This is a genomic window from Flavobacterium sp. RSSA_27 (assembly GCF_051547125.1).
Classification (GTDB): Bacteria; Bacteroidota; Bacteroidia; order Flavobacteriales; family Flavobacteriaceae; genus Flavobacterium.
In genome coordinates, this window is record NZ_JBPTTN010000004.1 from 283,924 (window position 1) to 304,652 (window position 20,729).

Annotated in this window: 19 protein-coding genes; 8 read left to right on the top strand and 11 right to left on the bottom strand. The window is 36.4% G+C overall.

Translation table 11 applies throughout. From position 1 onward, the window contains the following. Positions 1 to 10 precede the first annotated feature (10 nt). From ACSVH5_RS07635 to ACSVH5_RS07655, 5 genes are all read right to left on the bottom strand, one after another. Positions 11 to 1,354, bottom strand: coding sequence for a deoxyguanosinetriphosphate triphosphohydrolase (locus tag ACSVH5_RS07635; RefSeq protein ID WP_438060843.1), 1,344 nt, complete (start codon positions 1,352 to 1,354; stop codon positions 11 to 13). Between the two features lie 58 nt (positions 1,355 to 1,412). Continuing rightward, positions 1,413 to 2,129 (bottom strand): AAA family ATPase, encoded by a 717-nt coding sequence (locus ACSVH5_RS07640; protein WP_438060844.1) that lies wholly within the window; start codon positions 2,127 to 2,129, stop codon positions 1,413 to 1,415. A 92-nt stretch (positions 2,130 to 2,221) separates the two neighbouring features. Beyond that, on the bottom strand, positions 2,222 to 4,645 hold the full coding sequence (locus ACSVH5_RS07645) for a ribonucleoside-diphosphate reductase subunit alpha (RefSeq protein WP_438060845.1): 2,424 nt from the start codon (positions 4,643 to 4,645) through the stop codon (positions 2,222 to 2,224). A 193-nt stretch (positions 4,646 to 4,838) separates the two neighbouring features. Then, positions 4,839 to 5,816 carry a ribonucleotide-diphosphate reductase subunit beta gene (locus tag ACSVH5_RS07650; RefSeq protein ID WP_438060846.1) on the bottom strand — a complete coding sequence of 326 codons (978 nt, stop codon included), beginning with the start codon at positions 5,814 to 5,816 and terminating at the stop codon, positions 4,839 to 4,841. A gap of 258 nt (positions 5,817 to 6,074) precedes the next feature. Beyond that, positions 6,075 to 6,647 carry a DUF3109 family protein gene (locus tag ACSVH5_RS07655; protein WP_438060847.1) on the bottom strand — a complete coding sequence of 191 codons (573 nt, stop codon included), beginning with the start codon at positions 6,645 to 6,647 and terminating at the stop codon, positions 6,075 to 6,077. Between the two features lie 251 nt (positions 6,648 to 6,898). Here ACSVH5_RS07655 and ACSVH5_RS07660 point away from each other — a divergent pair, with 251 nt between their 5' ends. From ACSVH5_RS07660 to ACSVH5_RS07670, 3 genes are all read left to right on the top strand, one after another. Then, positions 6,899 to 7,477, top strand: coding sequence for a MarC family protein (locus tag ACSVH5_RS07660; protein WP_438060848.1), 579 nt, complete (start codon positions 6,899 to 6,901; stop codon positions 7,475 to 7,477). A 95-nt stretch (positions 7,478 to 7,572) separates the two neighbouring features. Then, positions 7,573 to 7,776 (top strand): hypothetical protein, encoded by a 204-nt coding sequence (locus ACSVH5_RS07665; protein WP_438060849.1) that lies wholly within the window; start codon positions 7,573 to 7,575, stop codon positions 7,774 to 7,776. Then, the gene (locus ACSVH5_RS07670) at positions 7,777 to 8,412 is read left to right on the top strand and encodes an FAD-dependent oxidoreductase (protein ID WP_438060850.1); all 636 of its coding nucleotides are present in this window, start codon (positions 7,777 to 7,779) and stop codon (positions 8,410 to 8,412) included. Between the two features lie 2 nt (positions 8,413 to 8,414). Here ACSVH5_RS07670 and ACSVH5_RS07675 read toward each other — a convergent pair whose 3' ends face one another. From ACSVH5_RS07675 to ACSVH5_RS07685, 3 genes are read right to left on the bottom strand one after another with little or no spacing between them, the layout of a single operon-like run. Then, a complete protein-coding gene (locus ACSVH5_RS07675; protein ID WP_438060851.1) occupies positions 8,415 to 9,986 on the bottom strand; it encodes a S41 family peptidase in 1,572 nt (523 codons plus the stop codon). Then, positions 9,987 to 10,418 carry a deoxycytidylate deaminase gene (locus tag ACSVH5_RS07680; protein ID WP_438060852.1) on the bottom strand — a complete coding sequence of 144 codons (432 nt, stop codon included), beginning with the start codon at positions 10,416 to 10,418 and terminating at the stop codon, positions 9,987 to 9,989. Positions 10,419 to 10,420: 2 nt separating this feature from the next. After that, positions 10,421 to 11,014, bottom strand: a complete 594-nt coding sequence (locus tag ACSVH5_RS07685; RefSeq protein ID WP_315173008.1) for a HupE/UreJ family protein — start codon at positions 11,012 to 11,014, stop codon at positions 10,421 to 10,423. Between the two features lie 263 nt (positions 11,015 to 11,277). Here ACSVH5_RS07685 and ACSVH5_RS07690 point away from each other — a divergent pair, with 263 nt between their 5' ends. Then, complete coding sequence (locus ACSVH5_RS07690) at positions 11,278 to 11,709, top strand: TerB family tellurite resistance protein (RefSeq protein ID WP_438060853.1); 432 nt, start codon at positions 11,278 to 11,280, stop codon at positions 11,707 to 11,709. A gap of 227 nt (positions 11,710 to 11,936) precedes the next feature. On the opposite strand, the gene fbp is transcribed toward ACSVH5_RS07690, so the two are convergent. Further along, entirely contained in the window at positions 11,937 to 12,950 is a 1,014-nt protein-coding gene (fbp, locus tag ACSVH5_RS07695; protein WP_438060854.1) for a class 1 fructose-bisphosphatase, read from the bottom strand. 169 nt (positions 12,951 to 13,119) lie between these two features. Here fbp and ACSVH5_RS07700 point away from each other — a divergent pair, with 169 nt between their 5' ends. Both ACSVH5_RS07700 and ACSVH5_RS07705 read left to right on the top strand, forming a co-directional pair. Next, positions 13,120 to 13,596 (top strand): N-acetyltransferase family protein, encoded by a 477-nt coding sequence (locus ACSVH5_RS07700; RefSeq protein ID WP_438060855.1) that lies wholly within the window; start codon positions 13,120 to 13,122, stop codon positions 13,594 to 13,596. 69 nt (positions 13,597 to 13,665) lie between these two features. Further along, a complete protein-coding gene (locus ACSVH5_RS07705; RefSeq protein WP_438060856.1) occupies positions 13,666 to 14,925 on the top strand; it encodes an aspartate kinase in 1,260 nt (419 codons plus the stop codon). A gap of 70 nt (positions 14,926 to 14,995) precedes the next feature. Here ACSVH5_RS07705 and ACSVH5_RS07710 read toward each other — a convergent pair whose 3' ends face one another. Both ACSVH5_RS07710 and ACSVH5_RS07715 read right to left on the bottom strand, forming a co-directional pair. After that, the gene (locus tag ACSVH5_RS07710) at positions 14,996 to 15,358 is read right to left on the bottom strand and encodes a DUF2200 domain-containing protein (protein ID WP_438060857.1); all 363 of its coding nucleotides are present in this window, start codon (positions 15,356 to 15,358) and stop codon (positions 14,996 to 14,998) included. A gap of 23 nt (positions 15,359 to 15,381) precedes the next feature. Beyond that, positions 15,382 to 15,750: a nuclear transport factor 2 family protein gene (locus ACSVH5_RS07715; protein WP_438060858.1), complete on the bottom strand. Its 369-nt coding sequence runs from the start codon at positions 15,748 to 15,750 to the stop codon at positions 15,382 to 15,384. A gap of 150 nt (positions 15,751 to 15,900) precedes the next feature. Here ACSVH5_RS07715 and ACSVH5_RS07720 point away from each other — a divergent pair, with 150 nt between their 5' ends. Both ACSVH5_RS07720 and ACSVH5_RS07725 read left to right on the top strand, forming a co-directional pair. Further along, the gene (locus tag ACSVH5_RS07720) at positions 15,901 to 19,332 is read left to right on the top strand and encodes a hypothetical protein (RefSeq protein WP_438060859.1); all 3,432 of its coding nucleotides are present in this window, start codon (positions 15,901 to 15,903) and stop codon (positions 19,330 to 19,332) included. 829 nt (positions 19,333 to 20,161) lie between these two features. Then, positions 20,162 to 20,719, top strand: a complete 558-nt coding sequence (locus ACSVH5_RS07725) for a hypothetical protein (protein ID WP_438060860.1) — start codon at positions 20,162 to 20,164, stop codon at positions 20,717 to 20,719. Positions 20,720 to 20,729 lie beyond the last annotated feature (10 nt).

Here is a 20,729-nt window from a genome sequence, read left to right on the forward strand (position 1 = left end):
ACAACACTTGTTAATTTTTTGCAGCCGTAAGTGTTTTATATATCAATAAGGCATTCCCGTCCGTCAACATTGAAATATAATAACAGATGTGTAATAAGCGTTCATATAAATTTTCTTTCTCGAGATGGTGTTTCTCTGGAAGCATTTTTAAAATCAAATCATCATAATTAGAGCTTTTTCCTTCAAAAGAGTTGTTATAAGCAGTAATGAATTTATCCAAAAGAGTTTGAATGATTTGATACCCTACCAATTCTTTTTCTATCACTTCCCTACTTTGGTAGATTTTCTTGACGCTGATACTAATAATATCATCCATTTGCGCTTTGTATTTGCTTTTATCCATTAAAGCAAAAGGGAAATTACCTTCCAAAATACTGCTTTCATTTTCGACAAAAACTTTCACTGCATCATTGATCAAGCTTCCAATAGCCAATGCTCTTAAATAGCTAATTCGATCTTCTTTGGTAGTTAAGGTCTTGTATTTCGAAGAATCGATACTGTCTTTTACCAATTTGATTAAATATTCTAGTGCAAAATCTTCCGAAATCAAACCTAAATTAATTCCATCTTCAAAATCAATAATCGTATAGCAAATATCATCGGCAGCTTCGACCAAATAAGCCAAGGGATGTCTTTCGAAGCCAATATCTGGTTTGTTTTTATTAGAAATCATTCCCATTTCTTGGGCTATCTCTTGAAAAAAATCTTTGTCCGTTTGAAAGAAACCATACTTTTTATCCGCAATATTTTTGGTAGGCTTCTTTGGCAAACTCTCTTTTGGATATTTCATAAAAGCACCTAAAGTGGCAAACGACAATCGAATCCCACCTTCGACACCTGGGCGAGAGCTATTCAATACTGAAAAACCATTAGCATTACCTTCAAAATCTACCAAATCTTGCCACTGCTTAGGACTCAATTGATTTTGGTATTGTTGTCCTTTTCCAATTGAAAAATACTCTCCAATAGCTTTTTCACCTGAATGTCCAAATGGGGGATTCCCAATGTCGTGTGCGAGAGAAGCCGCAGCAACAATGGCTCCAAAATCATTCATTTGATAGCCATGAATATCTTGTAAATAAGGATATTTTTCGATAATTTTTTTCCCAACCAATCTCCCTAAAGAACGTCCGACAACTGAAACCTCTAGGCTATGTGTCAAACGAGTATGCACAAAATCAGTTTTAGACAACGGAATCACCTGAGTTTTGTCTTGCAAACTTCTAAAAGCAGACGAAAAAATGATGCGATCATAATCTACTTCAAATCCTAAACGAGTTTCATCTTGTTCGATGCGCAATCGCTTTCCTGTGTCGCCTTGGCGTTTTAATGATAATAGTTGTTCCCAGTTCATATTACTTTATGCATGATTAGTTGTCAAATATACAAATACGATTGGTTTTATATTTCTATTAGGATAAATCCTGAGGATGATTCGCAATCGCATCTTGAATCACATTGTTCTTCACTGTTTGTAGCAAATGATTTTTGGCTTCAGCAAAAGTAAGGTCGTACAAACGTTCCATTTTTTGAAATTGTGGGGGATACTTTTGAAGTAATGAATCATAATATGAATCCAAAACGACAGCGTTGGGAGCTGTAAACTCAAGTTGTAATTCAAAGCGACGTACTAAAGCTTCATCAATCATTTGAATTTGATTCGTAGCAGCAATTAAAACAGAACGACTCGGAAAACTATCAATCAACTGAATAATAGAATTGACTACTCGTTTCATCTCTGTATTGTCTTTGTTGTCGTAATCCCTTATTTGTCCTAAAGAATCAAACTCGTCAAAAAACAATACGGCACTTTCGTACTGTACTTCTTTAAATAGCCCTTCAATATTTTTGGAAGTTTCTCCTAATTTGGACGAAACAATTCTTGATAAATTAACAATGATCAATTTTTTATCTAATTTTTTGGCAATGGCTTTGGCAGTCATCGTTTTTCCACAACCTGTTTTGCCGTAAAGTAACACTTTATTGGCTACTAGTAAATCATATTTTTCGAGTACTTTTCGAAACTGATATTCTTTCAAAAATTGATTGATTTGTTGTGAAACGGCTTCATTAAAGACCACATCTTCAAGCCGAACAGTACTTCGGTCCGTAAAATATAATACACTCAAGGGGATTGGATTAGATGTTATAGCTACAAAAGTATAAAAAAACAGCTATCTAATGGGATAGCTGTTTTCATTTGTTTCAATGGATAATTCATTTAAGACCCACACATTTCACAATCGTCTGGTCCTGCGTTTTTGGCCAATTCTATCATGGCTCTATATTCTTCGGCGGTCATTTCTTGGGTTTCTACTTCAACCGCTTCCAAAGGTCTTGTTTTTGGTTTGATCTCTGGAACAACCATTTTCTTTTTGTCATTATTCAAGGTGAACTTAATAGCATCAACTGCAGCTTTAGTTCTCAAATAGTACATTCCTGTTTTCAATCCTGATTGCCAAGCATAGAAATGCATAGAAGTCAATTTGGAGTAATTAGCATCCTGCATAAACAAATTCAACGACTGAGATTGATCAATGAAATACCCTCTTTGTCGTGACATATCGATAATGTCTTTCATAGACATCTCCCAAACCGTTTTGTATAAATCTTTTAGATCTTGAGGAATAGCATCAATATTTTGTACTGATCCATTATGTCTCATGATTTCTTGTTTCAAAGTTTCATTCCACAAACCACGCTCTACTAAATCATGTAATAAATGTTTGTTTACTACGATAAACTCACCAGAAAGTACACGTCGGGTATAAATATTAGAAGTGTAAGGCTCAAACGCTTCATTATTACCTAAAATTTGAGAAGTTGAAGCAGTAGGCATAGGTGCAACCAACAAAGAGTTGCGTACACCATTGGCCATCACTTCTTTTCTCAAAGCAGCCCAATCCCATCTTCCGGATAATTCTTCGTCTTTCAATCCCCAAAGATTGTGTTGAAACTCTCCTTGAGAAATAGGAGAACCTTCAAAGGTTGAATAAGGACCTTCTTCTTTAGCCATTTCCATAGAAGCAGTAACTGCAGCGAAATAAAGGGTTTCAAAAATTTCTTGGTTCAATTTCTTAGCTTCATCACTGGTAAAAGGCATGCGCAACAAAATAAAGGCATCGGCCAAGCCTTGTACTCCCAATCCAACTGGACGGTGGCGCATGTTGGAATTTTCAGCTTCTTTTACTGGATAGTAATTTCTGTCGATTACTTTATTCAAATTTCGAGTCACACGTTTTGTTACTTTGAACAATAAATCGTGGTCGAACTTCCCGTTTTCAACAAACATCGGTAATGAAATAGACGCTAAATTACATACCGCAATCTCATCTTTTGAAGTGTACTCCATAATTTCGGTACACAAGTTAGACGAGCGAATAGTTCCTAAATTCTTCTGATTCGATTTGCGGTTAGCAGCGTCTTTGTATAGCATATAAGGCGTTCCCGTCTCAATTTGAGATTCTAGAATTTTCTCCCATAATTCTCTAGCTTTGATCGTTTTTCTTCCTTTTCCTTTACTTTCGTATTCAGTATAAAGTGCTTCGAATTCTTCGCCATACACGTCATACAGACCAGGACATTCGTTTGGACACATCAACGTCCAATGTGCGTCTTCTTGTACTCGTTTCATGAATAAATCCGAAGTCCACATAGCGTAGAATAGGTCTCTAGCACGCATTTCTTCTTTTCCGGTATTCTTTTTCAGATCTAAGAATTCGAAAATATCAGCATGCCAAGTTTCTACATACACTGCAAAACTTCCTTTACGTTTTCCACCTCCTTGATCTACATAACGAGCCGTATCGTTGAATACACGCAACATTGGCACAATTCCATTTGAAGTACCATTTGTACCACGAATATAAGAACCTGTTGCTCTCACGTTATGAATAGATAGACCAATTCCTCCAGCGGATTGAGAAATTTTGGCCGTTTGTTTCAATGTATCATAGATTCCATCAATACTATCGTCTTGCATCGCCAAAAGGAAACAAGAGGACATTTGAGGTTTTGGGGTTCCAGCATTGAATAAAGTTGGTGTTGCGTGTGTAAAGAATTTTTTAGACATTAAATCATAGGTTTCAATAACAGAATCTAAATCATTCAAATGAATTCCTACTGCCACACGCATCAACATATGTTGAGGGCGCTCTACAATTTTACCATTAATCTTTAGCAAATACGAGCGCTCTAAAGTTTTAAAACCAAAATAATCATAGTTAAAATCACGGTTATAAATAATATGGGAATTCAAAAATTCAGCATTATCCATGATTACTTTATGTACCTCATCTGAAAGCAAGGGTGCTTTTTGACCATTTCTAGGGTTCACATAGTGATACATTTCGTTCATGGTTTCGGAGAACGACTTGTTCGTGTTTTTATGCAAATTCGAGATAGCAATACGAGCGGCTAATTGTGCATAATCTGGATGCGCAATAGTCATAGAAGCAGCAGTCTCGGCCGCTAAATTATCCAATTCAGAAGTGGATACTCCATCATACAAGCCTTCGATTACTCGCATGGCTACTTTTACAGCATCTACTAAATCATTCAAACCATAGCATAGTTTTTTAATTCTGTCTGTGATTTTGTCGAACATTACTGGCTCTTTGTGGCCGTCTCTTTTTACTACGTACATAAGTTTTGGTTTTAAAAAACAGCAAATCCCTTTGCTATTTTGGGGTATTTGTAATAATGATTTTGGGAAACTAATCCCGAGTATTATTTTAAATTAAGACAATAAAAATCTATTCCCGCAACAATTTGTGGTGATCAAAGACAATTAAATGTCTATAAGAAGTCGCAAAAGCTACTCTTGTAAATAAATTTTTTTAAAAATCGGCGTCGAATGAAATTTTTTGTGCATCACTGTCCGTGTTCATCACACCCGCTTTCTGATATTCTGCTACTTTTTTCTCAAAGAAATTGGTCTTTCCTTGCAATGAAATCATATCCATGAAATCAAAAGGGTTGTTGGTATTGTATTCTCTTTCGCAGCCCAACTCGACTAACAAACGGTCAGTTACAAATTCTAAATATTGTGTCATCAAACCTGCATTCATTCCAATCAAACTTACTGGTAAAGATTCAGTGATAAATTCTCTTTCAATATTTAAGGCGTCTACTAAAATTTCTCTGATACGTTCTTTTGAAACTTTGTTGATCAAATGGTGATTGTGTAAATGCACTGCAAAGTCACAGTGTACCCCTTCGTCACGAGAAATCAACTCATTTGAGAAAGTCAATCCTGGCATTAAACCGCGTTTTTTTAACCAAAAAATAGAACAAAAACTTCCTGAAAAGAAAATCCCTTCAACAGCAGCAAAAGCAATCAATCGCTCGGCAAATGAATCTGACTTGATCCATCTCAAAGCCCAATCTGCTTTTTTCTTGATGGCAGGAAACACTTCAATTGCAGTAAACAACTCGTTTTTCTCTACTTCATCTTTTACATAAGTATCAATTAGTAAAGAATAGGTTTCGCTATGAATGTTTTCCATCATAATTTGAAAACCATAGAAAAATTTAGCTTCAGCGTATTGCACTTCGTTTACAAAGTTCTCGGCTAAATTTTCATTAACAATTCCATCAGAAGCGGCAAAAAAAGCTAAAATATGTTTGATGAAATATTTCTCATCCTCATTCAACTTATTGTTCCAATCGTTCAAATCTTGAGACAAGTCAATTTCTTCAGCTGTCCAAAAACTGGCTTCCATTTTCTTGTACCATTCCCAAATATCATGATGCTTGATAGGAAAAATTACGAAACGATTTTTATTTTCTTGTAAAATTGGCTCTAAATGTGACATTTATAGGGTTTCTTTTTTTTGATTATTTAAAATGATTTAATCAATCTGGGGAATACAAAGATTGTGAAATATTGCGGGTATTAAAAGTCAAACTTATTCACAATCAACCCTAGTTTTTAACAAAGTGAAGATTTTGAAAATATTAAATTTTAATTTATCAATTGCTTGATTTTAAGTGTTTTATGATTTTAACAATGTACACAACTACAGTAAAATAAGGGAATTTCAAAATTGTAATTTAACGAAAAAGTCTTGAAATTAAATTTGATTTTTTAATTCAATTGCCACTTTTTCTAGCTCCATGTACCAATCTTCTCCAAACCTTCTGATCAATGCTTCTTTAACAAATTTATATACCGGAACCTCTAACTCTTTTCCTAAAGCACAGGCATCATCACAAATATCCCATTTATCATAATTCACTGCAGCAAAATCGCTAAAATCTTTCACTCGAATAGGATACAAATGACAAGACACTGGTTTTTTCCAATCAATTACACCTTGATTATAGGCTTGTTCAATACCACAAAGTGCTGTGGTGCCATCAAAAATAACGTATGCACAATCCTTGTTATCGATTAAAGGGGTTTCTAAATCCCCATCACCACCCTTTATCCAAGTACCTTGAGCTTCTATCGCTTCGATGCCTTGTTTTCGCAAAAAGGGTTTTACTTTAGGAAAAACAGCTTCCAAAATTTTGGTTTCCTCACTATTTAAAGGCGCTCCTGCATCACCATCCACACAACATGCACCTTTGCAAGCCGATAAATTACAAACAAATTCTTTTTCTAAAATATCTTCAGATACGATGGTTTTTCCTAATTGAAACATGATGATAGGTTACTTTTTATGAAGCTACAAAGTTAGTCAAACTCTAGGAGTCTTTTGCGAAATATTTCTTCTTTAACTATTGTATTATTTTATGAGAACATGAAAAAGTCGCATTCAAAACCGCTAAAACAAGCTGCTTTTTTGCTCAATTAGCCACAATTTTTTATATAATTCACTAAAAAAACTTCATTTCCTCACACAAATGATTAAAAACACAGACAATATTTTACCTTTGTTGACAAAAAAAAAGTATGTTAGAATTCGACTTAAGAGAAGTGGCAACTGTTGGAATGGTTCTATTTGCAGTTATTGACATTGTAGGATCAATTCCTATTATCATAAACTTAAGAACCAAGCACGGACATATCGAATCTGAGAAGGCCTCTCTAGTGGCTGGTCTAATCATGATTGTTTTTCTTTTCCTAGGGGAAGAGTTTCTGAGCTTAATTGGAATTGACGTCCATTCGTTTGCAGTAGCTGGGTCCTTTGTACTCTTCTTTTTGGCTCTTGAAATGATTCTTGGTATTCATTTGTATAGAGACGAAGAAGCTAATTCAGCCTCAATAGTCCCTATTGCCTTTCCTCTCATTGCTGGTGCTGGAACCATGACGACTTTGCTATCTCTTCGTTCTCAATTTCATACTATAAATATTGTAACTGGAATAGTGCTCAATATTATTTTGGTTTATATTGTACTAAAATCTTCTGGAAAAATTGAAAAAATGCTAGGCAAAAACGGCCTTGGAGTCGTCCGAAAAACCTTTGGTGTAGTCCTTTTAGCTATAGCTGTTAAATTATTCGCCGCTAATGTTAAAGGTTTGTTTGTCTAAATTAAATTTTTATAAATTTGTCCACTTGAACAATTTTAATTTCCCTCATGATAGTTAAAAACTATCTGGTTTTTAAAATATAATTGTAGAATACCATGAAGATCTTTACTACTGTTTTACTATTTTTAGCTGTTGCATTAATCATTTTTAATATTACTTTGTTAGATTTTACACAACCTTTCAAAGGCAATAGTGGTGTAGCCCTAATAGGAGTAGGAGCCTCATTTTGCGCTATTTTAATTCTTCTGATTTTTAGAATTTCTAAAAAAATTGAAGAAAAAATGAACGACAATCTATAAATGTTTGATGTTCTAATTATTGGAGGTGGCGTTTCTGGTGTTTCCTGCGCCTTAGTATTGGGTTCGGCTCAAAACAAATCTTTTGTTGCCAACAAAAAAATTGGAATTATTACCCATCAAAAAGCCTCTTCCCTACAAGAAGCCTTGTTCAATAATGCTTACGGAATTCCAGCTGGCACTCTTGGTAGTGATTTGTTACAACAAAGCCTCTTGCACTTAAGCCATTCTTACCCTCACATCATTCAAATTCCTGAAGAAAAAGTAGTAAAAATTGAACGTAATTTTACTTCAACAATTCAATCTTCATCCTCAGATTCTGAATTTAAAGTTAGTACGAACAAAAACACTTATACCACCCGAAATATCATTGTGGGAATAGGATCAGCCAACACCTTTGCTATCGAAGGCTTGATGCAGTTTGTAGAACCTCATCAAAAAGCCTTGCCAGAAAAACAACGCATACAATTGCGAAATACCGACCACAAAGTAGCGGAAGGAATTTATGTAATTGGCACATTAGCCGGTTGGAGAAGTCAATTAGCCATTGCGGCTGGAAGTGGTGCAGCCGTAGCTACAGATCTACTTACGTTATGGAATGATGGGGTGCAAACACATTCACATGACAGCATTCGTTAATACTATTTCTTTGTCAAAACTTTTTTCACCATTTCATCTTGTTTCAAGACAATTTGATAAAAATAATTTTCACCAAATAATTGTCTAGCAAATTCTGCCTTGATATAGGGATTCACTGCTATTTTACTTTTTTCCAAAGGAAGGAACAAACCATTCTCTCTGAGATAGTGCTGAAATAAACCAAAATAGTGATCAGCATTGTATTTTGACAGAAACTCTGGAAAACTTAAGCCTTTGAATGCTTTTCGATCTCGATCTAATTCTTCAAACACAAAATGTCCCACCATACCCGATTGTTCTAGCAAAGAGGCACTTTCTTCACCTTTTTCAGCACTAATTGGCACAAAGACATCAGGAACGATTCCGCCGCCACCATATACTAATTTGCCTTTTTTGGTTTTGAATTTCAGAGTATCTGCAACTTTAATGCTGTCTTTATGATACAATTCGCCATTCAAAAAACGGTGTTCTGATTCTTTAAAATAATCGGTATTGCCTTTAGCATAAGGTTTTTGTATCGAACGTCCTGAAGGAGTATAATACCTAGCCACTGTCAAACGCACGGCAGAACCGTCTTTAAAATCCATTTCGCGTTGTACTAATCCTTTACCAAAAGAACGACGCCCAACTATAGTTCCGCGATCGTTGTCTTGTATCGCTCCAGCCAGAATTTCACTTGCAGAAGCACTATTTTCGTTGATTAAAACAAATAATCTGCCCGATTCAAAATTCCCTTTTTCAGTAGCAAAGGTTTTTTCTATTGTTCCGCTCTTACTTTTGGTAAAAACAATCAAGTCGTTATCTTTCAAAAAATGATCGGCTATCGCTATGGCTTCTTCCATATATCCTCCACCATTATCACGCAAATCCAAAACCAGAGTCTGTGCTCCTTGCTTTTTCAATTGTGTCAATCCTGAATTAAATTCAGCAAATGTAGTTTCAGAAAAACGGTTAATTTTGATATAACCCACAGTAGGATTCAACATCAAAGCCACGTCAACACTTTTCAGTGGAATTACCGCTCTTTTAATTTTGAATTTCAGCTTCTGACGTGTAGTTTTTCGGTAAACGGTCACTTCTATATCAGAACCCACCGCACCTTTTAGTGTTGCGTAAAGACTATCACTCGGCAAAAGACGTCCGAATAATTTCGTTTTTCCAGCATAGAGTAATCGGTCACCCGCTTGTATTCCTGCTTTTGCTGAAGGGCCATTAGCAACAGGTTTTATGACTGCAACGGTATCTTTGTACATGTAAAAATTGATTCCAATCCCTACAAAATCGCCTTTCATACTCTCGGCAACCTGTGTTTGTACACTTGGTGGAATATAAACAGAGTGCGGATCTAACTTTGCCAAAATATTATCTACTGTCAAATTCACAATAGAATCTGTATTGACATCATCTACATATTCATTATTGATGAAATCAATTAATGAGTTCAACTTTGATTTGGAAGTATTAGAAGCGACCAAACCTGGATCTCTCGAAACATTCAGCCATCCGCCAATACCAACGCCAAGCGCTAAAGTAGCACTCAATAGTATGGGCAAATATTTGTTTTCGAATTTCATTTAGTCTTCTAAAATAGGAATATGAATGACCTCAACACCTGCTTTTATTAAAAATTGTATACCAGAATCATCACGATATCCGTTTTGGTACACCACTCTTTTAATTCCAGATTGGTGAATCAACTTACTGCATTCTTTGCAGGGAGAAAGTGTGATGTACAAGGTGGCTCCTTCGCAAGACTGTGTTGATCGCGCTACTTTGAGAATGGCATTCGCTTCGGCATGCAGGACATCCCAACGCGTTAATCCTTCATCGTCTTCGCAACAATTTTCAAATCCTGAAGGTGTTCCGTTGTAACCATCCGAAATAATCATTCGGTCTCTTACAATGATAGCTCCTACTTGTTTGCGTTTGCAATACGACAACAAACTCCATTCTCTCGCAATTCGCAAGTAGGCTTTGTCGTATTTATTTAATTTTACTTCGTTCATTTTTATCGTAACCAAAATTCACTTTCAACAATCATTGGAAGCACTACACCTATTATAAAAGAAGACATGACCAAAGTCCAATCTCTTTTTGAAAATCTAAAAACTGTTTGTACAATGTAAGACAGTACCAAAACTACAAAAACTACTGCAATCTGCGCCGCTTCTATTCCTAAAGCGAACTCGCATAAGGGTAATAATTTGGAATTGGCCGTTCCGCCTAATATGGTTTTGAAATAGTTAGAAAATCCTAAACCGTGAATGATTCCAAAGAACAAAGTGATAAAAAACACCAGATTAATACTCTCTTTTTTGCTGGACTTCCCAGCGGTAAACAAATTAAACAATGCGGTTATCAAAATCGTAATGGGAATCAACAACTCGACCACATTTACTTTTATAGCAACAATACCATAAACCGATAGGAATAATGCCATGGTATGCCCTAAAGTAAACAAGGTTACCAATAACAAGATGCGCTTCCAATCATTAAACGAATAAGGAACTGCTAAAGCGATTAAAAATAAAACATGATCATAGGCATGAATATCTAAAACGTGACGTAAACCGATTTGAAAATAAATCCAAAATTCTGACATAGGTAATTATATAAATTTGATTAAGGGTCTGTAAACTTACGACAATTTTTGAAAAGGAGTTGCTTGAAAATTGGCCACGAATTCACTAATTTTCATTAAAAATAAGGATTGGATGGCACTAATTTTCATCTCTCTCGGGATTTAGGTTGAATAAAGCATTTGATACTGCTATTTTTAAAGTCCAATAGTGGATTATTTCAACCTGGCATTCCTACTTTTTTAAAAAAAATCGTATCTTTAATACAACCATAAAAACAACTATTATGTCAATTTCAGATTTATTTGATAACGAATTCAAAAGTCGCAACAAAGGTCATTTTTCTGCTATTGTTCGTGTAGCTTTAGCAGACGGAAATGCAACACCAGAAGAACAAGCTTTTTTGGACAAACTGGCTTCTCGCTTGGAAATCTCAGCCGAGGAATACCGAGAAATTTTAAAAAACCCATTGAACTATGACATTAACCCTCCGTATTTATACATCGAAAGATTAGAGCGTTTGTATGATTTGGGCCGCATGGTTCACGTAGACCATCATTTGGGGGATAAACAAGAACGACTGTTGGTGCGTTTTGGTTTAGCACTAGGTTTTACTCCAGGAAATGTGAACTATATTGTACATAAAGCATTAGCCTTACTCGATAAAAAAGTAGATTTAGATACTTTTATCTTTGAAATGAAGAATATGAATAAATAACTTTAGTGATTAGTCCTGAGTACTTAGTGATTAGTAAAAAAGTGTTTTAAAAACAAAAAACCGGTACCTTTTTAAAAGCTACCGGTTTTTTTATGCTTACAAAGAAGCGAATTGTTTTTCTTGTAGCCCTGATCGCAGTGGCATCCTTTTGGGGCGGGGTTCGCCCCAAAAGATATAGCGGAGAGCAGGAACCCATGTTTCCAGAAAAGCCAGATGTTTCGCTCCTGTTATATGTTTTCAGCTTTGGCCATAAATTCTTCCGCTTTTTCGACCATATTGTAGCTGCCACAAAAAAATGGAACGCGTTGGTGCAATTCGGTAGGTTGAATTTCCATGATACGGCCAAAACCATCAGAGGCTTTCCCACCAGCTTGCTCGGCAATGAAAGCCATTGGATTGCATTCGTACAACAAGCGCAATTTTCCTTTTGGAGCTTTGGAACTTGTAGGATACAAATAAATACCACCCTTAATCATGTTGCGGTGAAAATCAGAAACTAAACTTCCAATATATCGTGAAGTATAAGGACGATCGCCTTCTTCTAACTGACAGTATTTTAAATAATTCTTAACTCCTTGTGGGAAATGCACATAATTTCCTTCGTTGATGGAATAAATCTTTCCATCTTTTGCATATTGCATATTGGGGTGTGACAGGTAAAACGTTCCGATAGCGGGATTTAGTGTAAAGCCGTTTACACCGTGACCCGTTGTGTATACCAACATCGTTGATGTTCCGTAAATTACATAACCTGCCGCCACTTGATTGATACCGGGTTGCAAGAAATCCTCGATAGTTACAGGAGTTCCAATTGGCGTAACACGACGATACACGGAGAAAATAGTTCCTACCGATACGTTTACATCAATATTAGAAGAGCCATCAAGAGGGTCCATCAACACAACATATTTGTTGTTGTGACTGCTGTCCGAACCTTCTACGGTGATGAAATCGTCGTTTTCTTCGGAGGCGATACCGCATACAATCTCGCGATTGATTAGGGTTTGAATAAATACTTCGTTGGCATAGACATCTAGTTTTTGTTGGTCTTCGCCTTGAATGTTTTGTTCTCCTGCTGCGCCAACGATATCTACTAATCCAGCTTTGTTTACTTTATAGTTTACGACTTTGGCAGCCAAACGAATGGAGTTGATGATTCGGGATAATTCCCCCGAAGAATACTGAAATTGTGATTGTTTTTCGATGATAAATTCACCAAGTGTTTTGTTGCGTTCTTCCATTACGAAATCGTTGTAGTTAGTTTGAAGTCACAAATATCGTTTTTTTTGTGAAAATGAATTCATAATTATTTAGATAGTTTAGTACTATTGTATCTTTGCAAATAAATTGACAAAAAAATTGTATTTTTATATGTTTTTGTTGCCAATTTAGAATCTAAATCTCAAAAAAATGATATTACGAAAAGGAACTGCCTCTGACATGAAAGGTGTATTAGCCCTTATTAAAGAACTGGCAGTATTCGAAAAAGAGCCCGAAGCGGTTGTGATTACCGAAGAAGATTTAATAAGAGACGGTTTTGGTGAAAATCCTTTGTTCTCTGTCTTTGTAGCCGAAAAAGAAAAAGAAATTGTTGGAATCGCTTTGTATTATTATCGCTATTCTACCTGGAAAGGGAAAACGATTCATTTAGAAGATTTGGTAGTCAAAGAAAGCATGCGTGGGACGGGTCTTGGTTCTGCATTGTACTCTGCCATAATAGAGCAAGGTAAAATCGATGGTGTGAGAAGAATCGAATGGAATGTTTTGGATTGGAACACACCCGCCATTTCTTTTTATGAAAATTCGGGGGCCAAAGTTTTGGAGGATTGGAGAGTAGTACAAATGGATCAAAACGGAATTGATGCATTTTTGGAAAAAAGTAAATAACCGTAAAGCAACTCTTTTGGCTCGAAAGACACCAAAACAAGAGTTGGTTTTACAATTTAAGTTGATACAATGAGAGTATTTAAATTTGGAGGTGCCTCTGTAAAAGATGCCGAAGGCATAAAAAATGTACACCACGTATTAGAAACGGTTGGGTATGAAGACGTATTATTGGTAGTTTCGGCTATGGGCAAAACCACCAATGCGCTAGAAGTTGTTATCAAAAATTATTTTGATAAATCGCCAGAACTACAATCCTCAGTTCAAGAAGTAAAAAAATACCACAACCAAATTATTTTGGATTTGTTTGAAAACGAAAGTCATCCCGTTTTTAGCGCTATAAACTTATTATTCGCTGAATTAGAGTACTTCTTAGCACACAACAAATCTCCCAATTATAACTTTGTATATGACCAAGTGGTAAGTTTTGGAGAATTGATTTCGACTACCATTTTGAGTTACTATATGAATCATGCTCAGATTGAAACCCAATGGGTAGACGTGCGTAATTTAATTAAAACCAATGCCAATTATCGTGATGCCGAAGTGGATTGGGAACTCACTAAAAAAAATATTTCCAAAGCTATCAAATCAAAATCGTTGATCATTACCCAAGGATTTTTGGGGTCGGATGAGAATAACTTTACGACCACTTTGGGAAGAGAAGGATCGGACTATACTGCTGCTATTTTTGCCTATTGCTTGAATGCAGAAAGCGTAACGATTTGGAAAGACGTTCCTGGCGTAATGAATGCCGACCCAAGGTATTTTGAAAATGCGAGTTTGTTGAATCAGATTTCATATCGTGAAGCGATTGAACTAGCTTTTTACGGCGCCACGGTAATTCATCCGAAAACCCTACAACCTTTACAAAAAAAGGAAATTCCCTTATTCGTAAAATCATTTGTAAACCCATTACTAAAAGGAACCGCTGTTGCAAAAGGTCCCGACTTGGAGCCTAAAATGCCTTGTTTTATAGTAAAACGCAATCAGTTGATGATTTCTCTTTCGTCTATTGATTTTTCTTTCATTATGGAAGAAAACATTAGTGAAATCTTTGCTTTGTTCCATAAGTACAAAATCAAAGTGAACTTGATTCAAAACTCGGCGATTAGTTTCTCGGTTTGCGTGGAAGACAAATTTGGCAATTTCGGGGAATTGAATGCTAAACTCGCTAAGAAATTCAAAGTAGAGTTTAACGAAGATGTGACCTTGTACACCATTCGTCATTTTAACGACCAAGCCGCTAAGCTGGTTGAAGAAAATAAGATTGTATTGCTTAAACAAGTCAGTCGCGAAACGATGCAAATCATCACCAAAGAGACTTTATAAAAACAAAAAGACCATTTTAAAGCAATTTTAAAATGGTCTTTTTTTATTGAAAAAATTCTTGGTTACTATTCTACCCCCTCAAAATCTTCTCCATAGCTTTTCCTTTGGCTAATTCATCGACCAATTTATCTAAATAGCGAATTTTCTGCATCAATGGATGTTCGATGTCTTCAACACGATAGCCACAAATCACTCCAGTAATTTGGCTAGCGTTCGGGTGCAATTGAGGTGCTTGAGCAAAAAAAGTTTCAAAATCTACTTTCGTTTCCATTTGATGCTGCAAGGCTTGTGGTGTATACCCTGTTAGCCAACAAATAATGATATCAAGTTCTTCTTGGGTGCGATTTTTTTTGAGGACTTTGGCTAAATAATGAGGATAAACACTGGCAAAAGTCATTGCAAAAACGCGTTCATAATTTTTAGGATGTGCCATAGTATAATTAGATTTTGTGATTATTAAAACATCCCATTTTCAATGACTACTGTTTCAGGAACGGCTTGCCCAAAATCCCATAATTCGACAATCTTATCGCCCTCAAATTGCATGATATGCATAATAGCCAAGGTTATCTCTTCTTTTTCTAGTTGTACTTTTGAATGAACCGCCACTAAATTCCCGTCTTCCAAAATGCGCTGAATTTCGAATACTTTATTGGGACTCGATACGGCACTTTCTTCAATAGCAATCATCAGTGATTCGCGATCCCCTTTAAAGAATGCATTGTGATGTTTAAATTCATTGGCAACATACAACTCAAATGCTTGTCTTGATTCTCCTTTTGCGCAAAGTATTAAAAAATGTTGGGCGATTTCTTTTTTGATCATAGCAGTTTTTTTCAAAAATATCATAATTTTTTTAATCTTAACTAGTCAAAAAGGAAAGTAAACTATAAAATTCCAGCACTACTATTCACTAATTACTAACTGCTATTCACTATTAAATACTACTTTTGAACATTGGACGTTATCGTAACTATGTGGAATAAAATTGTGCTTCTTGGAGTCTTCTTTTGGCTTTCTGGCGTATATGCGCAGGAAAATCAGTCGTCCTATCGCACCAAAAAAATCCGCGTAACTACCGATACCATTTGGTTAGAAAAGACGAGCATCAATCCGAGTTTTTTTAAAATTACAACCGACAAAAAGGAAACACTTCCCAGCGCAAGCTATAAGGTGAATTTTGAAAAAGGCTATTTGTTGTTACAATCCCTTTCACAACTTACCACCGAAGAACTAACGGTTAATTATCTTAAGTATCCCGATTTTTTAACCAAAACCTACCAAGTCTACTCGGATAGTCTAGTGGTCAACAACGAGGCGCTGAAGGGTACTTTATATCAAATGGCAGGGACGAATCCCAAAAAAACTACGCCTTTTGATGGACTCAATACCTCGGGAAGCATCACGCGTGGGGTGACGGTCGGCAACAATCAAAACGCGGTGCTCAACTCAAATTTGGATCTGCAAATCAGCGGTAAACTCTCCGACAAAGTCAGTATTAGCGCCTCGATTCAAGACAGTAATATTCCGCTACAAGACGGAGGCTATTCGCAAAGACTGGATCAGTTTGATAATATTTTTATGGAATTGTACAGCAAGGATTGGAGAGTCCGCGGAGGCGATTTGTTTTTAGAAAATCGAACGTCTCAGCTGATGAATTTCAATAAAAAAGTACAAGGTTTGAGTACCCAATTCGATTGGGGCAACACCAAAAAACACACCAAAATCGAGGCTGCTATTGGTTTGGTCCGAGGACAATATGCTAGAAGTGCGTTTACAGGTCAAGAAGGCAATCAAGGACCTTATAAACTCAAAGGTAATAATGAAGAAGCCTACGTATTGATCGTTTCGGGTTCGGAGCGCGTGTATGTCAATGGCAATTTGCTAAAACGAGGAGAAAACAACGATTATGTGATGGATTACAACGCGGGTGAGTTGGTCTTTACCCCTTTATTTACCATCACTTCCGAAATGCGAATTGTAGTCGAATACCAATTTACAGACCAAAACTATACCCGAATTGTTGCCTATGGAGGCGGAATACACGAGAACAAAAACTGGCGTTTTGGTAGTTATTTGTATTCCGAAAGCGACTTGAAAAACCAACCTGTGCAACAAAGCCTATCCAAAGAACAAGTCGCCATTTTACAAAATGCGGGCAATGACCCCAACAAAATGAATGCGCCATCGGCCTATGAAGATTCCTATTCTGAAAATAAAATCTTGTACGAGAAAAAAAGTGCCAATGGTGAAGAATACTTTGAATTTTCAACCAATGACCAAGCCGTTTTGTACAATGTTCGCTTCAGCAAAATAGGGCCGAATCAAGGAAATTATCTCTTGAAAAACTCTGGAGCCATAGGCCGAATTTACGAATACATAGCACCCATCAACGGGGTTTTACAAGGAGAATATGAGCCAACGATTCCGCTCATTGCTCCCAAAAAAATACAAATCGCTACTTTTTTAGGACAATACCAGCCAAATGAAAAAAGCAGTACTGATTTTGAAATTGGTGTGAGCAACAACGACCAAAACTTATTCTCGAGTCTTGATGACAATCAAAACAAAGGACTAGCCGCAAAACTCAACACCAAACAACGCTTGTTTACCGGAAAATGGAATTTGGATTTCATAGGCAATTACCAATACATAGCCGAAAGTTTCAAAACCGTAGAACGCTTGTTCAATATCGAATTCAATCGAGATTGGAATTTGGGCACCACAACCACTGGTAATCAAAGTTTCTGGACCGCAGGAATCCAAAGCGAATGGAACCCAAACTACAAAGGAGCACTAAAAGGCAATGCGTCTTATCAACTGGAAAAATTAGATTTTACCGATTCTTTTTCTGGGCAAAAACACCGTATAATGGCGCACTTGCAGCTTCCGAATTGGCGTTTTCAAAACCAAACCAGTGTACTCAAAAGCGACAATTTGTTGAGCACTTCTAATTTTGTTCGCCAACAAACCCAAGTCCGTTTTCACAAAAAGAAAAACTGGGTGGGAGCAACCTTCCGTTTAGAAGACAACCAAGAGAAAATAAAAAGCACCCAAACCTTCACCCCCATCAGTCAGCGTTTTTCAGAAATAGGAGGATTTGCGGGTCGTGGTGATAGCACCAAAGTTTTCGTGGCTTTGGGATATTTGCAAAGAGTCAACGATAGTATCCAAAATGGCGTGTTACAACGCGTCAACCATTCGCAAACCTTCAGCTTAAAATCGAAAGTATTCCAAACTGCCAAAAGCGATTTGTCTGTTTTTGCTAATTATCGTGTGTTAGAATACACCAATAACTCGGCACAAAAAGAACCTTCACTCAATTCGAGAGTCGTGTACAACGATCGTTTTTGGAAACAATTGGTACAAAGCACCACCGCCTATGAAACCAATTCGGGCTCGATTGCCCAACAAGAATTCACTTTTTTAGAAGTCAATGCGGGGCAAGGTGTCTATGCTTGGAACGATTACAACGGCAACGGCATTCAAGAATTACAAGAATTCGAAATTGCGCCGTATCCCGATTTGGCCAAATACATACGTGTGTTTTTGCCCAACCAAATCTTTATCAAAACCCATCAAAATAAGTTTTCGCAATCCCTAATCATTAACCCAAACCAATGGCAAAACGAAAAAGGAATCAAAAAAATAGCCTCCTATTTTTACAACCAAACCTCGTTTATTATGGACCGAAAAATTAAAAACGAAGGCGGCAATTTCGATTTGAATCCGTTTGGAAGCCCTAAAGACGATGTTTTGGGACTCAACTCTGTATTTAGAAACAGCTTATTTTTCAATCGAGGCAAGCAAAAACACTCGGTCACTTACACCTATTTGCAAAACAAATCCAAGAGCTTATTGTCCAATGGCTCACAGGAAAACAGCAATGCCTCGCACCAATTGCAATACCAACATTTGTTTCAAAAAAGTTGGTTACTGAACTTCTTTACCAAAACATTGGCGACCGCCGTGGTTTCCGAAAATTATGCCGAGAAAAATTTCGACATCAACGGCTACCAAATCGCTCCAAAAATCAGCTATTTGTTTACTAAAAACGCCAGTTGGGAATTGTTTTACGAATTCCAACACAAAGAAAACCAACTCGCTCAAGCCGAAATCTTGAAACAAAACCGATTGGGAACCGCCTTCAGTTATGCGCGCAATGCTAAATTCACACTCAACGGTGAACTCTCTTTTTATCAAAATCAATTCGATGGCAATGCACAATCGGCCGTAGGTTTCCAAATGCTCGAAGGCTTACAAACCGGTCAAAATCTCACTTGGCGGGTGTTATTGCAAAAAAACATCACCCAATTTCTCGACATTAATTTCAACTATCAAGGTCGCAAAAGCGAAACCAGCGCCGCCATTCACACCGGCAATGTGCAATTAAGAGCTTATTTTTAGGACAGCTATAAATTGTTAAAACATATAAGTCATTCAAGTTTTTTGGGCAAAAAAAACAAAAATAGCAGTCCAATTAAGCAAAGTCAGAGAAACTTGAAAACAATAGCCTCAACTTTTATGGACTTATATCCACTACTTCACAAAGTGATATCCTCAAAATTTTCAAACTTATTTGACTTATATGTTAAAAATAAAACACTATAAATAACAGCTATAAATTGTTAAAACATATAAGTCATTCAAGTTTTTTGGGCAAAAAAAACAAAAATAGCAGTCCAATTAAGCAAAGTCAGAGAAACTTGAAAACAACAGCCTCAACTTTTATGGACTTATGCATTACCTCACAAAGTGATATCTTCTAATTTTCAAACTTATTTGACTTATATGTTAAAAATTAAATGCTACAAATAACAGCTATAAATTGTTATAACATAGGAGTCATTCAAGTTTTTTTATTGACTTTTTTGAACCATATAAAATTAAAGGGCATATAAGAACCCAAATTACGCAATGTTCGCAAAGAATAATGGACTTTTAAACGATTAAACTCTTAAACCTTTAAACGATTAAACTTACTTGACTTATATGTTAAAATTAAATAATCAGGAGAGCCAACAAAAGGCTTTTTCAGCCAGCAGGGATTCCTGCTATCCACTATATCTCTTGTCTTGTTGTAAGGACAAGACAAGAGGATGCCGTTCCTATCAGGACTAGAAGCAAAATTGAGGCCTACTTACAGACAGTAACACTAAGATTTCTAGAACTTTATACTCAATTACCAAAAATAATTAGTAGCTTTAGTATTCCATTAATTTAAAAACCTAAAACCATGAAAAGGATACTGATTTTATGTTTCTTGTTTATCGCGTCCAACACCATTTTCGCTCAAGAAACAGCCACAAAAAAGAAAACCACAACTGCTAAAACCGAACTTTCGGCTGCCGAAAAAGAAGCCAAACAAAAAGCTGCCAACGAAAAACGAAAAGCAACCATAGCCGCCAAAAAAGAAGCCGAAGCCAAGGAAGCTGAAGCCAAAGCTGCCAAACAACAAGCCGCTAACGAGAAAAGAAAAGCAACTATAGCTGCCAAAAAAGCAGCCGCCGAAAAAGAAACCGCTGAAAAAGAAGCCAAAAAAGCCACTGCAGCAGCCAAAGCCGAAAAAAGTAAGGCCGAAAAAGCAGTAACAGAGAAAACTTCCAAAGCCAAAAAAGAAGCTACAACAACCAAAAAAACTACCGAGAAAAAACTAAGAGAAACTACCGAAAAAGCACCAAAAACTCCAGACAAAGTAACGGGTGAATACAACGGAAAAAAAGTCTATACAGGCCCTAGAGGCGGGAAATATTACATCAATAAAAACGGGAATAAAACCTATATCGAAAACTAATTTTATAGTA